This window comes from Neorhizobium fuzhouense, assembly GCF_042611105.1.
In the GTDB taxonomy this organism is placed as follows: Bacteria; Pseudomonadota; Alphaproteobacteria; order Rhizobiales; family Rhizobiaceae; genus Neorhizobium; species Neorhizobium galegae_A.
Genome location: NZ_JBHFFP010000010.1, coordinates 111289 through 124271, shown reverse-complemented (window position 1 = coordinate 124271; position 12983 = coordinate 111289). Strand labels below are relative to the sequence as shown.

At 60.9% G+C, this 12983-nt stretch carries 15 protein-coding genes; all 15 read right to left on the bottom strand.

Annotated features, from left to right (window positions below; all coding sequences use genetic code 11):
- Positions 1–207: 207 nt before the first annotated feature.
- A complete protein-coding gene (locus ACEXP3_RS17820; protein WP_377298455.1) occupies positions 208–909 on the bottom strand; it encodes a WecB/TagA/CpsF family glycosyltransferase in 702 nt (233 codons plus the stop codon).
- 151 nt (positions 910–1060) lie between these two features.
- Positions 1061–1600 (bottom strand): hypothetical protein, encoded by a 540-nt coding sequence (locus tag ACEXP3_RS17815; RefSeq protein WP_210103541.1) that lies wholly within the window; start codon positions 1598–1600, stop codon positions 1061–1063.
- Positions 1600–1965 carry a hypothetical protein gene (locus ACEXP3_RS17810; RefSeq protein ID WP_210104143.1) on the bottom strand — a complete coding sequence of 122 codons (366 nt, stop codon included), beginning with the start codon at positions 1963–1965 and terminating at the stop codon, positions 1600–1602. Before ACEXP3_RS17810 ends, ACEXP3_RS17815 begins: the two co-directional genes overlap by 1 nt.
- A gap of 26 nt (positions 1966–1991) precedes the next feature.
- The gene (locus ACEXP3_RS17805; protein ID WP_210103542.1) at positions 1992–2549 is read right to left on the bottom strand and encodes a rod-binding protein; all 558 of its coding nucleotides are present in this window, start codon (positions 2547–2549) and stop codon (positions 1992–1994) included.
- 265 nt (positions 2550–2814) lie between these two features.
- Positions 2815–3225, bottom strand: a complete 411-nt coding sequence (locus ACEXP3_RS17800; RefSeq protein WP_210103543.1) for a hypothetical protein — start codon at positions 3223–3225, stop codon at positions 2815–2817.
- A gap of 7 nt (positions 3226–3232) precedes the next feature.
- Entirely contained in the window at positions 3233–3985 is a 753-nt protein-coding gene (fliR, locus tag ACEXP3_RS17795; protein WP_210103544.1) for a flagellar biosynthetic protein FliR, read from the bottom strand.
- Entirely contained in the window at positions 3982–6069 is a 2088-nt protein-coding gene (gene flhA, locus ACEXP3_RS17790) for a flagellar biosynthesis protein FlhA (protein ID WP_210103545.1), read from the bottom strand. The genes fliR and flhA overlap by 4 nt, the downstream gene beginning before the upstream one ends.
- A gap of 135 nt (positions 6070–6204) precedes the next feature.
- Positions 6205–6471 carry a flagellar biosynthesis protein FliQ gene (gene fliQ / locus ACEXP3_RS17785; RefSeq protein WP_210103546.1) on the bottom strand — a complete coding sequence of 89 codons (267 nt, stop codon included), beginning with the start codon at positions 6469–6471 and terminating at the stop codon, positions 6205–6207.
- 53 nt (positions 6472–6524) lie between these two features.
- A complete protein-coding gene (gene flgD, locus ACEXP3_RS17780; protein WP_210103547.1) occupies positions 6525–7016 on the bottom strand; it encodes a flagellar hook assembly protein FlgD in 492 nt (163 codons plus the stop codon).
- The gene (gene flbT / locus ACEXP3_RS17775) at positions 7007–7456 is read right to left on the bottom strand and encodes a flagellar biosynthesis repressor FlbT (protein ID WP_210103548.1); all 450 of its coding nucleotides are present in this window, start codon (positions 7454–7456) and stop codon (positions 7007–7009) included. The genes flgD and flbT overlap by 10 nt, the downstream gene beginning before the upstream one ends.
- Positions 7453–7800 carry a flagellar biosynthesis regulator FlaF gene (flaF, locus tag ACEXP3_RS17770; RefSeq protein ID WP_210103549.1) on the bottom strand — a complete coding sequence of 116 codons (348 nt, stop codon included), beginning with the start codon at positions 7798–7800 and terminating at the stop codon, positions 7453–7455. Before flaF ends, flbT begins: the two co-directional genes overlap by 4 nt.
- 37 nt (positions 7801–7837) lie before the next feature.
- Entirely contained in the window at positions 7838–8923 is a 1086-nt protein-coding gene (locus tag ACEXP3_RS17765) for a flagellar hook-associated family protein (protein WP_377298454.1), read from the bottom strand.
- A 2-nt stretch (positions 8924–8925) separates the two neighbouring features.
- Complete coding sequence (gene flgK / locus ACEXP3_RS17760; protein ID WP_377298453.1) at positions 8926–10374, bottom strand: flagellar hook-associated protein FlgK; 1449 nt, start codon at positions 10372–10374, stop codon at positions 8926–8928.
- Between the two features lie 31 nt (positions 10375–10405).
- Entirely contained in the window at positions 10406–11950 is a 1545-nt protein-coding gene (locus ACEXP3_RS17755) for a flagellar hook protein FlgE (protein ID WP_348635446.1), read from the bottom strand.
- A 225-nt stretch (positions 11951–12175) separates the two neighbouring features.
- Positions 12176–12847 carry a transcriptional activator Rem gene (gene rem / locus ACEXP3_RS17750; protein WP_210103553.1) on the bottom strand — a complete coding sequence of 224 codons (672 nt, stop codon included), beginning with the start codon at positions 12845–12847 and terminating at the stop codon, positions 12176–12178.
- Between the last annotated feature and the right edge of the window lie 136 nt (positions 12848–12983).

The following is a 12983-nucleotide window of genomic DNA, read 5'->3' as shown; positions in this document are numbered from 1 at the left end:
GCCGCAGGCCCCTGCGGCCAGAGCCGGCAGGCCAAGCCCGGCGGGCTCGTTCGCCAAACGCCCTATGCTGTCAAAACGGCGATTGCAAGGGCATGGACACGTCTTTTGGGCGACAGGAGGAGATGGTGCCTGGCGCCGTTTCAGGCGCAGGTCCGCAGCGGCGGGAAGAAGAGGAAGGGGAGCGGCCGGCCGGCTGGCCGGCGCCGGCTATCGCCGGGCGCAGGCGCCAAACAGATCACCGCACAGAAGGATGAGCCCGTGGGGGCGCAGGTCCGGATTGCGCGCCATCCGGCGTTCCGCCCCATAGCCCGCACCGTCGACGAGAAGAAGATCGGCACCGGTTGCCGGATCCGGCGAACCGAAAGCGGTCTCAGGGCACCAGCCGGCAAGCTCCTTCGTCCGGGCCATGCTGACCTCATGCCACGGCGCATGGGCACGGATAAAGCGACGCGTCGCCTCCAGGCGCCGCGGTTTTGCGCCGGCAAGCAGGATGCGGCGGGGTTCCATGAAGGTCAGGAGCGAGGAGACGACCTCGGCCGGCCCGAAGGTATCGACCGGGCGGCGGGTGGCAAGCGACAGCATCGCGGCCACCGTGCCATCGGCCGGCAGAAGCATGCGCGCCGACCCGGCGTCGCGGGCGGCAGGATCGATCATCGCGCGGCAAAGACCTGCAAGCGTGAGGAAGCCGACGGTGCGGCTATTGCCGCGGGCGCGGGCTGCCGCATCGAGCACCAGAAGCGTTTCGCCCCACGACTGGGCCGCAAAGGCAAGCCCCAGGAGGTGGGGGGAATGCGGCAGGCGCTCGCGGGCAAGGCCGCTTGTCCGGACGCTGGAACTATCTTTTCGAGTTTGCGTGGACTCGAAAGGCAGACCGGAGAGATGGTCCCAGGCATGAAGTTGACGCGGCATGAAGCACCTGACATTCGTTGCTGACTGGCAGCAGCAATATCAGGCAGCACTAAAACTGCATTTAAGCAAACACGTCGAATCCGAACGGTCGGATTCGACTTTCGTTAAGGCGAGGCTGAACGCAGGATCTTCGCCTGCAACGCGCCCAAAATCAGTGGCCGCTCTTGGGCGCCGCAACCGGTGCCACACCTTCGACGATCTTGGTCGGCGCCACCTGCTTGCCCTGCGGGCGATCGGCATTGGCGCGGATATCGTCCTTGGAGAGGTAATCGATCTGCTCGACCAGAGGCTCGAGCACATACTCCTCCCCCAGCTTCTTGTTGAGGTTGGTCTTGATGCTGGTCTTGAAGCTTTCCAGATCAAACGCCTTGGTATCCGACAGGTCCACCATGCGATTGCCGACCAGAAGCGTGAACAGCTCGTCGGTCATCATTTCGGTCATGGGCAGATGCAGGCCCTTCACCTTCGCCTTGTCCATGAGAAAGGAGATGCGAGTGATGAAATAGCCCTGCACGGCGCCGTTGGCGAGGACGGGCACGTTGATCACCTCGCCCTTCACCAGTTCGGACTTGTCCTTCATCAATTGCTGCTCATCCACCGGCGGCGGCGGGGCCGACATTTTCACGGAGAAATAGACCGCGCCCAATGACACGGCACAGACCCACAGACCGGTGATAACGAGCTTAATCATCAGGTTTCGCTGTAGTAGAATTGTTCTTGGGTATAGGTGCCGTCGCCATCGGCGTCGCGCACGGCGTTCTTCAGAAGGTCGGCGACGGTGCGCACGGCGTTCAGATGGGCTTCCACCCGCCGGGCATTCAGCGCCAGCTTCACCTTCAGCGCATGCATCTGCTCGATATGGTTGACGGCCAGTTCCTGCGGGCTCGTGCTGCGAAACAGCATCGTCAGCTCATAGAGGCAGCGGCTCTTGTGCGCGTTCGAGACCTTGAGGTCGAACTGCGGATCCTTGCCGATCCGTTCATTCTCGTTGTCGACGATCATCTCCAGCCGGCCAAGCACCGTCTTGATACGATAATCGTTGGAGATCACTTCCATGTTTTCGCTTCCGCTATGCTGCATTGTCACGCCTCGCCCCGTTCTGCCGGTGCAAGGTCGAATACCTTACGTTCAAAGTCGTTGATCATGGAGAGCGTCCGGCTGCGATCATTCTCATCGGTCTTGGCATTGACCTGACCTTCGCTGCGGGCCTTCTGCAGCGCCTGCGAATAGACCTGTTCGGCAATGCCGACGCCGCCACTCTTGGAGATCTGGTTGGCGATCTGCTCCGACATCATGCTTTTCCAGAAATCGCCTGCCGAGCCCTTGCCGTAGACCTGTTCGCTGTCGCTCGGCATCATCGAGTTGACGAAGGTCTGCAGGACCGAGGCCTCGAATTTGCGGTATTCCTCGGGCATTTCGGCGGACTTCGCCTTCACATCGGCACGATGGACATTCGCCTTGCTTTCCGGTCCGTCAAGCAGATCCATGGCAAGGCCAAAGCCCGGCACGGCAGAGGCAACGCTTTTGGCGGCAAAGGCCGCGCGGCTTGCCATCAGTTTTGCCTGGGCCGCCTGAACATCGCTCGGGTCTGCGGCGCGCAGCACGTCGAGCACGAGGTCACTGGGAGGAGAGATCGCCACGTGAGCTTCCTTTCATCTGAATGGCGCCACTATGCGGATCGAAGCTTGCTGCAGGCTGGCGTGGCGGCACCTTCGCAAAAAGCTGCGGCCCCAATCGACAGCCCTGACTTAAGCCGGGCATTACTCCTTGATTTCAATAGATATTTTTAGCCGCAGCGCAGACATCGCCTTTACAGTCCCGGTGGCAGGGCGCGCAAAAAATGCCCGCAAAAGTCCGGCGAGGGCAACGATTACCGGCCGACGGCCGCGCGAATCGGACACAATGTCAGAACGGCTTTGCCTTGCCGGGCAAAAGGGTCATTTCCAGAAGATCGTAGATGGCGTTGTCGTCGCGCTCCCGGTCTTCGTCCATGCGCGCATCCTTCATGTGCTCCTCCAGCCGGTCGCCCTTGGTGCGCTCGCGGATGACGCGCGCCTCCAGCACCTGCTGCACGCCGGCAAGCTGCTTGTCCTTGATCATCAGCCGGCCGAAACGTTCGGAATAATTGCGCGAGAACTGCATGTGCAGCGGCGTCATCGAGCCGATGGCCTCGATGACCAGATCCATCTGCTGGCCGACTTCGACGCGCTGCACGCTGGTTGCGGCCAGTTCGCCTTCGGCCATCTTTTCAAGATGCCGTTGCACGGCAACGAGCCGTTTGAGCTTCCTGGATCTTGGTTGTCCGCCGCCTGCCATGCCTGCCTCAGAAGGAGTTGAAGACCGCGGGGAATCCGTCGGAAAACTGCCGCATCATCGCGGCGATGGCCAGATACAGCATGAAAATGCCGCCGGTGATCAGATAGGGCGTCGAGATGAAGTAAACCGGGATCTGCGGCGCAAGCTTGTTGACGAGGCCGATCGCCACGTTGAACAGCAGGCCGTAGATCAGGAAGGGGCTGACGAGGCGCAGCATGATCGAGGTCGAGGCCCGCAGCGTGTCGGTGAGCGTGATCAGCATCTTCTGCGGCTCGACCAGCGCGCCAACCGGCGTTGCCTTGTAGGAATCGATCAGCGCGTGAAACACCATGTGATGGAAATCCATGATGAACAGCAGCATCAGCCCGGAAAAGGTAAGGAGGCTGGTGACCGAGGATTCCGACGTATCCTCAAGGATGTCATGGCCGCCGGGTGCGGTAAAACCGATCGACATGCCGAGGATCGCGCCGGCATATTGCAGGCCCAGCACATAGACGCGCGCGATCATGCCATACATCACGCCGACCAGCGTTTCGGACGCGATGAGGCCGATATAGGTGGCGGGCGGTGCCGAGGCATTCGGATAGACGCTGTCCCAGATGACGGGAAGGATGGCCATCGACACGGCAATCGCCACCATCAGGCGGATATTGGTCGGCAGGCGGGCGCTCGAAAAACCCGGCAGGGTCAGAATGCAGCCGCCCATCCGGCAGAAAGCCAGGAAAAGCGCCAGCATGATCCCCTGCGGGTCTGTAATCATGAAATCGAGCCCAATATCTTGATGTCGAGCCCCTTGGCGAGTTCCACATGCGACAGCACGGGAAGCGTCGAGAACAGGCGTTCGATGATCATGCGCACATAGGACCGTGTTTCGGGCGAGGTGACAAGCACGAAAGGCAGGCCGCGGTCCATGAATTCACGGATAACCTTGGCGGCCTGCTCGCTGAACTCCTCGAGCGCGCGCGGATCGATGTCAAATTCCACCACCTCGCCCTTGGGATCGCGCTTCAGCGCCTGGTGGAACAGAAGGTCCCACTTGCTGCCGAGGCGCAGCACGCGCAGGACGCCGTTGTCAGCCAGGTCGCCGCAGAGCTGCTGGGCCATGCGCACGCGCACATGCTCGACGATCTGTTCGGTCTTCCTCACATGCGGCGCAAGTTCCGCCACCGCTTCCAGGATCAGATGCAGGTTGCGGATGGAGACGCGCTCGGCCAGCAGCAGTTTCAGCACGGCCTGCAGGCCGGAATAGGACATGTGCGAGGAGCAGATCTCGTCCGCCAGCTTCTTGTATTCCGGATCCATCCGGTCGATCAGCACCTTGACGTCCTTGTAGGACAGAAGCTGCGGCAGGTTGTTGCGGATGACTTCCGAAAGATGCGTCAGCACGACCGAGACATTGTCGATCGGGTGGAAGCCTTCGCGCTTCAGATCGTCGGCAAAGGCTTCGAGGATGGAGACCGCCGGCATGCCGAAGGCGGGTTCGCGGATCTCGTCGCCGGGAATGCTCGGCTTGCGCCCGGAACCGGTCACGACAAGCACATCGCCGACGCGCAGCGAATTGGAGGCGATCGTCGTGCCGTGGATGCGGATCTGGTAGGATTTTTCCGGGATCGAGATGTCGTCGGCAACCTTGATCTCGGGCACGACGAACCCATACTGCGTGGCAAACTTCTTGCGCATCTTGCCCACGCGGAAGGCCAGTTCCTGGTGCGCGCCGAGAAGCCGCGTCGAGACCTGCTTGCCGAGCGCCAGCTCGATCTCGGCGGTCTTCAGCATCGACTTGACGGAATCCTTCTCTGCTTCCTTCGTCTGGATGACCTTCTTTTCTTCCGTGTCGCGGCGCTGCTTGTTTTCCGCCTCAAGGCGACGCGGCACGATCCAGGCGCCAAACGCCATGATGCCGCCGAGCGTGACGAATGGCAGGAACGGCAGGCCGGGAACGAGCGCCAGGATGCCCATCAGAGAGGCCGCAAGCGAGAGCGCGCGCGGATAGCCGCCGAGCTGGTCGATGACGGCCTTGTCGGCAGTGCCGGCCGTGCCGCCGCGCGAGACGAGGAGGCCGGCCGCAAGGGAGACGACAAGGGCGGGGATCTGCGAGACGATACCATCGCCGACCGACAGCTTGACAAAGACGTCGGCGGCCTGGCCGATCTCCATGCCGTGGCGGAAATAGCCGATGATGATGCCGCCAAACACGTTGATGGCGGTGATGAGGAGGCCGGCGATCGCATCGCCGCGCACGAACTTGGAGGCACCATCCATGGCACCGAAGAACATGCTTTCCTCTTCCAGCTCGCGGCGGCGGCGCTGCGCCTCCTTCTCGTCGATGATGCCGGCCGACAGGTCCGCATCGATCGACATCTGCTTGCCGGGAATGCCATCGAGGGTAAAGCGCGCGCCAACTTCGGCAATACGCGTCGCACCCTTGGTAATGACGATGAAGTTGACCGTCACCAGGATCATGAAGACGATGACCCCGATCAGGAAGTCGCCGGACATCACCAGCGAGGCAAAGCCCGAAATCACGCCGCCGGCGGCATTGTGACCTTCATGTCCATGGCTGAGGATGACGCGGGTCGTCGCGATATTGAGCGACAGGCGGATCATCGTCGAAATCAGAAGAATGGTCGGGAAGGACGAGAAATCCAGCGGCCGCTCGATCCACAGCGCCACCATCAGGATCAGCACCGAAAAGGCGATGGAGAACGCCAGTCCCATGTCGATGAGGAAGGTTGGGATCGGCAGGAACAGGATGCACAGGATGGCAATGATGCCAAGGGCAAAGCCGATATCCCGGCCGTTCGGGGCGACCTTGGGAATAGAGAGTGAGGGTGGTTGCGCCATGGGTTCCGTCTCTTCATGAGAAGGCGGCGCAACGAGGGTTACGCCAGCTCATCGCAACCCTAAAGAACGAAGCTTGCGCGAGGATGGCTGATCACGCAGGAGACGGCATGGCGCAGGAAAACAGAGCGCGCCGGGTCAGAAACCCGATTGCACGCGGGAAAAGACGAGCTGCGAGAACAGATAGATCTGGCTGCCGATGAACGGCGCCGACAGGCCGACGGCGAGGAGAATGGCAACGATCTTCGGCACGAAGGTGAGGGTCATTTCCTGGATCTGGGTCAGCGCCTGGAGAAAGGCGATGGCGACGCCGACGACCATGGCCGCCAGAACCGCGGGGCCGGAGGCGATGAGGACCGTCCTCATCGCCGCCTGCATGATTTCAAGCGCATCGGCTTCATTCATTGAGCCATTCCTTCCCTGACTGATTCAGGCCCGATGGAATCGGGGACGAGTGATCACTTGCTTGTATCGCTCGAACCGCCCGACGTCGAGGATTCCGTGTCGGTGATCGGGCCGTTCGACAGGATGACGCCGGCCTGCATGAGCACCTTGTCGCCGCTTTCGGTGACGGCGATGAGACCGTCCGAATAGACCTGCGCTTCCTTGATCTTGCCGGTCACGGTGTCGTCGGCGCTCTTGACATACTTGCCGACCAGATCGCCGGCGCGGGTGAGCGCCTCGGCCTGCAGCATGCTCTTCAGATGCGTGTTCGTCTGAATGCTCTGCTCCACCTGCGAAAACGACGCCAGCTGCGAGATCTGCTGGGACGCATCCATCGGGCTGGTGGGGTCCTGGTTCTTCATCTGGGCAATGAGCAGCTTCAGGAAGCTGTCATAGTTGAGATCGGCCTTGTTCTTGTCACTCGAAGACGCGCCGGCATTGGACCAGGGGTTGGAGGCCGCAGTCGTCGTCGTGGTGGTGTTGGTGGTGACTGCGTCTACCGCCATGGTGCGATCTCCCGGCGGATCTGCTCGACCGTCGCCGGCGTCATTTCCTGGCTGTTGAGGATGCGGTCTTCGATGGCATAGAGGCCGCGGATGGCCTTCAGGGCATCGAAGGCGCGGCCGCTGGCCACCATGGCATCGACGCGCTTCAGTTCGGCCAGAACCTCATCATCGTGGAAGCAGGAGATCAGCATGGTGATCGACTTGCGGAACATCGCCAGCGACTGTTCCTTGCCTTCCGGGTTGATCAGCATCATCTGCGCGATGAAGTAAAGCTGACGCAGCGGCGTGGTGGCGTCTTCGAGCTGGAGAACGTGGTTTTCCAGCAGGAAGGTGACGTCGTTGAGAAACTCCAGCGCGACCTTGCGGTCCACCCGCAGAACAGCGCCGTTGATGAAGATTCGTTCGCCGGATTTCAGCGAGATGCGCAGTGTACTTTTCATTTAAGTCCATCCCTGATGATGGTTGTCACGTCGATGATGCCCTGGAAGTTGTCGGACTGGCGGCGCCTGATGCGTTCGCATTCCTTGAGGATCCAGAGGGCAATGGAGATCAGATTGGCCCGGAGTTCGACATTCAGTTCGTTCTCCGGCTGGCGCAGGTCCTCGATGAACCTGATCCAGACGCGCCGCGTATAGAAAAGCGCCTCGATCGTCTGGCGTCCGTGCGGCGGCGCATCACGCGCCGCTTTCATCAGGTCGATCGACCTTTCGAGGGCCTGCCGCTCACGGGACTTGGCGTCGGCGACGTCGTCCTCCATGACCTCGGCATATGAAAACTGGTACATTCATGTATCCTTCATTTTCACCAACCTCCCCCGTTCATCAGAGGAAGTTCACAAGGCTCAATTTCTGAATTCGCGAGGTCAGCGTGTAGGCGGCTTCGAGAAGCGCCTGCAGCGAGGTCACGCGGGTGGATGCTTCATAGGCATCGATGCCCTGAAGCGAGTTCAGATGCGTTTCGATGATGGTTTTCTGCGCTTCGAGCGTATCGTCCGCCTGCTTGACGCGCTGGGAGGACAGGCCGATATCGGAGCGCTGGCTGTTGATGCCGGAAATCGCCTTGCCGATGGCGGCGGTGGATTTATCCACCACGACGCTGCGCACGTTTTCCGGCATTTGCTCCGTCAGGAACTTGCTGGACACGACGGAGGCAAACATGAAGTTGCGAAAACCGGTGCTGTTGGCATTGGTCGAGGTGGCCACCACTTCCGTCGAGCTGATGCGCGTCGTCATGTTGGTGTCGCTCGCATCCGACACGAAGCTCGACCAGAAGTCCTGACCGCCCATGCCCGTATGGGGCGGATCGGTCAGTGTCGTGGTGCCGTCGAACTTGCTTTGCAAATCGGTGAGGAAACCTTGCATCTGCGCCGGCGTCATGGTGTTGACTGACGCAATGCCGTTGCTGGACATGTAGAAGTTCAGCTCCGTATCGACCGCCGCCTGGAAGGGCGATCCGGCCGCGGTATAGGAGGTGAGCGGCTTCACATCGGTATTGGTGCCGGAAAACAGGTATTCACCGGTCACCGACGTGTTGGCCATATCGGTAAACGTGTCCATGGCGCTGGTGATCGTGGCGCGCGCGTCACCGAGCGTCGAGGTGCTGTTGGTGAGTGCGGCCAGCGAGTCGAGCACTTTCTGGCTGACATCGGCCATCTTCGACAGCGCTTCCTCCGACGAGTTCAGGCGCTGCTCGGCAATGGAGTTCGTGGTGAGCTGACCTTCGATGCGCATCACGTCGCGGCTGAGATCGATGCTGCGCGAGGTGCTTCCGCCGAGCGCCACGCCCATGTCGGCATGCACGCCGGTCGTCACCTCTTCGTTGGCCTTGACCAGATCGGATTGCGCCTTGGACATGGCCTGGCGAAGGCTTGTCTGGATGGAAACGCTTGAGCTGAAAGACGTCTTCATGATCAGCCTCCCACCGCCAGAAGGGCTTTCATCATCTCGTCAATGGTGCTGACGAGCTTGGTGGCGGCCTTGTAGGATTGTTCGATATCGAGCAGCAGCGACAGCTCCTCGTCGAGGCTGACGGCCGTTTCGCTGGAATAGGCCTGCAGGGCGCGCGTCTTCATGGCGCTCTTGCTTTCGTCGGCCGAGGATGCGCTGCTGCGCAGGCTTTCGAGCCAGCCGGTGGAGTCCGAGGCAAAGGACATGACGTCGAGACTGCCGTCTAGACCGCTTGCGGGATCGAAGGGTTGCGGCGTCTGCAGCGCCTGGGAATAGCTGTCGAGAAGCGTGGAGAAGCCGGCGGCCCCTTGCGTGTTGACCACATAGCTTGCGCCATTCATGCCGCCGTCGCGCAAAAGCTGCGGGCTGGCCTTGACGGCGGCATTGATGGAAATGCTGCCGGCAAGCCCCGGAACCAGAGTGCCGGAGGCCGGCACGCTGTCATCGACGCCATTGGTGAACAGGCCGGCCTTGGCGGCCAGCGTCCCGTTCGGGCCGGTTTCGGCAAAGGCGACGATCAGGCCGCGCGCCACTTCATCGAGCTGGCTCTGGAAGGTCGGCGCGATGTCGTCGCGGATCTGCAACAGCGCCTGCAACGAACCGTCTGCATCGGTATCGGAGCCGGTGCCGGCCTTCATCGCGACGCCATCGATATAGATCGCGTTGCCTGTGGTGCCGGCGGTATAGGTGGCGGTGGCCGCGAAGGAAACCGTGCGCGGGACCTTCTCGAAGAGCGTCGTGCCGTCGGTGGTATAGATGGCCACATCGCCGCCGGGACGCGACACGGTGGAGATGCCGACGATTTCCGAAATCTGCTTCAGCAGGGTTTCGCGTGTGTCGAGCGCGTTGCTGGGATCGGCGTTCGATACGGTTGCCCGCATCACGTCGGTATTGGCGGACTCGAACTGCTTGAGCAGGCCGTTCAGCGTGTCGACCTGGCTCTTGATCTGCGAGTCCGCGCGGGTGCGGATCGCCTGTACTTCCTTGGAGGCATTGTTCAGCGTGTCGGCCACATCCTGGGCGGACGAGACGGCCGTCGAGGCAAGCGTTGCCTCGTTCGGCTTTGCCGAATAGGCATCGAGGTTGGACAGAAGCTTGGAAAGCCTGGCGCTCGGCGAGGTGTCATAGTCGTTATTGCCGAGCAGGCCGCGAATTTCCTCCAGGCCCGACAGCAGCGTCGACTGACCGCTCGCAAGCGAGGTGCTTGCGATGGTCTGGCGCAGCAGCGTCTGGTTCTGCGACCGCTCGGTGCCGGCCACGAGCGCGCCATTGCCGGCAGTAACCAAGACTGCAGAGCGCCGGACATAATTGGCGTTCTGCGCATTGGAAATGTTCGTCGACGTCACCGAGGTTTGCGTCCCGGTGTTGTTGAAGATCGACTGCGCGGTGGACAATGCGGTGGAAAGCGACATGTGACTAACCTTTTTCAGACGTTACGCGCGATTACCTCTTGAGGTTGACCAGCGTTTCCAGAAGTTCGGAACCGGTCTGGAAGACCTTGGAATTGGCCGTGTAGTTACGCTGGGCCTGGATCATCTCGGTCAGTTCCTCGCCGATATCGACGTTGGAATCTTCCAGTGCCCCCGACAGGATCTCGCCGTAGCCGCTGCTGCCGGCATAGCCCATGACGATCACGCCGGAATCATTGCTCTGCGTGTAGACATTGCCGGCCGCCGGATTGAGGTTGTTGGGGCTCTGCACCATGGCCATGGCAATGCGGTATGAGGGAATGGACTGCCCGTTCTTGTAGAGAATGGAGACGATGCCATCCTTGCCGATCTCGATCTTGTCGACCGAGCTTGCGCCCTGGCCGTTGATATTGCCGGTGATCGAGTAGTCGGCGCCCTTCTGCGAAATGTTTGCCACATCGATGGTGAGCCCACTCAGCGTTGCGCCGGCGATCGACTGGCTCGTCGTGGTTACGGTGGTCGGGCTCAGCAACTGGCCGGTGCTGTTGAACGAAAGCTCGTAGCCGGTGCCGTTGCCGTTGGAGGAGCCGATGACGGAGGAGACACCGGTGCCGCTCGCCAGACCGCTCAGGCTGACGGTGAGCGCACCGAGCAGGCCGTTTGCCGTCGTCGTCATGGTGGCGGCGCTGGTCAGCACGCCGGCGGCGTCGAAGGTGAGCGACGAGGTGCCGATCGACGTCGTACCGTCAAGCACTTCCAGGTCCCAGCCGGCTGCCGTCTTGGTGTAGTTGTAGTTCAGCGTATGGGCAGCGCCCGCGCTGTCATAGGCAACCGACTTGGTGGAATAGGTCGCCCCCGTGGCAGCCGCGGCATAGAGATTGCCGGTAACGGCCGCCGTCGTCGATCCGGATGGCACCTGGCCGGTCACCGAGATGCCGTTATACTGGATGTCGAGCGTCCAGGAGTTTTCCGAGGCCTTGGTGTAGACGAGGTCGAGGGTTCTGGAATTGCCCTGCGAGTCATAGGCGACGAGCGAGGATTTCTTCGTGTAGCCAACCGCTTCATTGCCCGGCAGGTTGCCGGAGACGGAGCCTGCGCTCGAGGGGGTGGACTTCAGTCCGCCGGCGGCGACGTTGATCTCGGTCAGGCCTTCGAAGCCGTTGATGACGATCGTCGGATCTTCGGTCGAGGAATAGGGATAGCCCATCAGCGTGAAGCCGGCCGCGTTCTGCAGCGAGCCGTTGTCCTGGATCTCGAAATTGCCGGCGCGCGTCAGGTAGTCTGCGCCATCGCTGCCCTTGACGATGAAGAAGCCCTCGCCATTGATGGCAAGATCGGTCGAGGAGGTCGTGTAGGAGAACGATCCCTGATCGTTGATCGAGTAGCGAACCGTGGTGTTCACGCCGCCCGAATTGTAGGAGCCGTTCGACGACGGCAGGATCATCGATGAAAACTGCGTCGACGACTTCTTGTAGCCGACCGTGCTCGAATTGGCGATGTTGTCGGATACGGTCCCCAGGAGGTTCGCCTGGGCGTTCATTCCCGACACCCCGGTCCGCATCGTTCCGTAAAGACTCATATCAAAATCCCCGTATTGCCTATGGTGTGGACACTAGATGACGGGCCTTGCGTGAAGCTGTCTGTTCTCACCTTTTGAGCGGCAGCTCGTCGCGCGGCCTGCCGGAGTGTTGCTGAGGGCTTTCATAAGCCAGACAAAATACAACCCCGGAAACCGACGTCGATTTCCGGGGTCATATATGGCTAATCACGGATGAAGAGGGGCCGGCGTGCCGGTGGAACTGTCTCAGTTCCAGTCGATGCAGTAGCCGAGGAAGCGTTTGGAATCGACCGGGTCGAAACCGAGCTTCTTGCGCAGTTTCTTGCGCAGCTTGCTGATGTGGCTTTCCACGACGTTTTCTTCGACTTCCTCGTCGAAGATGCCATAGATCGCGTTGAAGATCTGGGTCTTGGAAACGCGACGGCCACGGTTGGCGACCAGATATTCCAGGATGCGGCGCTCGCGGCGCGGCAAGGGGAAGATGTCGCCTTCGATTTCCGGATCGCGACCATCGGAAAACACCCGGATGGGGCCGATGTCGGTGAAATTGGAGATCGCCTTCAGGCGGCGGCGGATGGCCGCTGCCCGTGCCAGGATCTCGCGTGGGTGAACCGGCTTGCGCACCACATCGTCGACACCGCTGTCGAAGAGGGCAAGCGTTGCTTCCAGCGAATGCTGGTCGCTGACCGCAATCACCGGCGCCATCGAACGATCGCGGATGGCCCGCGGCAGTTCGAGCGAGCGCCCGGTCTGGCCGATCAGGAAAGCTTCCACGGCGTCAAGATCCGTGTCTGCCGCCGTTGCGACCCATTCCCCGAATTCCTTCGGATCAAACCCTGTCGAGGGAACTCCCTCGCGTCCAAACAGTGAGGTGTAACCCTCTTTAACAAGCTCACGCTCATCAACCACTACGATCATTCGTCCGCCTCCGAATCAGTGTGGTGCCTCGATGGAGTATGGGTACGAATCGTACGAATCTTGGACAACTACACGAAGTTAACTATGGTAATTAATAGTTGCTTAACCCTTATGTCGCGATTTGACCCATATTTAG

Excerpts from the sequence above, each read along its gene's own strand:
- ACEXP3_RS17820 (WP_377298455.1), bottom strand. The coding sequence starts at position 909 with ATGCCGCGTCAACTTCATGCCTGGGACCATCTCTCCGGTCTGCCTTTC.
- ACEXP3_RS17815 (WP_210103541.1), bottom strand. The coding sequence starts at position 1,600 with ATGATTAAGCTCGTTATCACCGGTCTGTGGGTCTGTGCCGTGTCATTG.
- ACEXP3_RS17810 (WP_210104143.1), bottom strand. The coding sequence starts at position 1,965 with ATGGAAGTGATCTCCAACGATTATCGTATCAAGACGGTGCTTGGCCGG.
- ACEXP3_RS17800 (WP_210103543.1), bottom strand. The coding sequence starts at position 3,225 with ATGGCAGGCGGCGGACAACCAAGATCCAGGAAGCTCAAACGGCTCGTT.
- fliR (WP_210103544.1), bottom strand. The coding sequence starts at position 3,985 with ATGATTACAGACCCGCAGGGGATCATGCTGGCGCTTTTCCTGGCTTTC.
- flhA (WP_210103545.1), bottom strand. The coding sequence starts at position 6,069 with ATGGCGCAACCACCCTCACTCTCTATTCCCAAGGTCGCCCCGAACGGC.
- fliQ (WP_210103546.1), bottom strand. The coding sequence starts at position 6,471 with ATGAATGAAGCCGATGCGCTTGAAATCATGCAGGCGGCGATGAGGACG.
- flgD (WP_210103547.1), bottom strand. The coding sequence starts at position 7,016 with ATGGCGGTAGACGCAGTCACCACCAACACCACCACGACGACGACTGCG.
- flbT (WP_210103548.1), bottom strand. The coding sequence starts at position 7,456 with ATGAAAAGTACACTGCGCATCTCGCTGAAATCCGGCGAACGAATCTTC.
- flaF (WP_210103549.1), bottom strand. The coding sequence starts at position 7,800 with ATGTACCAGTTTTCATATGCCGAGGTCATGGAGGACGACGTCGCCGAC.
- ACEXP3_RS17765 (WP_377298454.1), bottom strand. The coding sequence starts at position 8,923 with ATGAAGACGTCTTTCAGCTCAAGCGTTTCCATCCAGACAAGCCTTCGC.
- flgK (WP_377298453.1), bottom strand. The coding sequence starts at position 10,374 with ATGTCGCTTTCCACCGCATTGTCCACCGCGCAGTCGATCTTCAACAAC.
- ACEXP3_RS17755 (WP_348635446.1), bottom strand. The coding sequence starts at position 11,950 with ATGAGTCTTTACGGAACGATGCGGACCGGGGTGTCGGGAATGAACGCC.
- rem (WP_210103553.1), bottom strand. The coding sequence starts at position 12,847 with ATGATCGTAGTGGTTGATGAGCGTGAGCTTGTTAAAGAGGGTTACACC.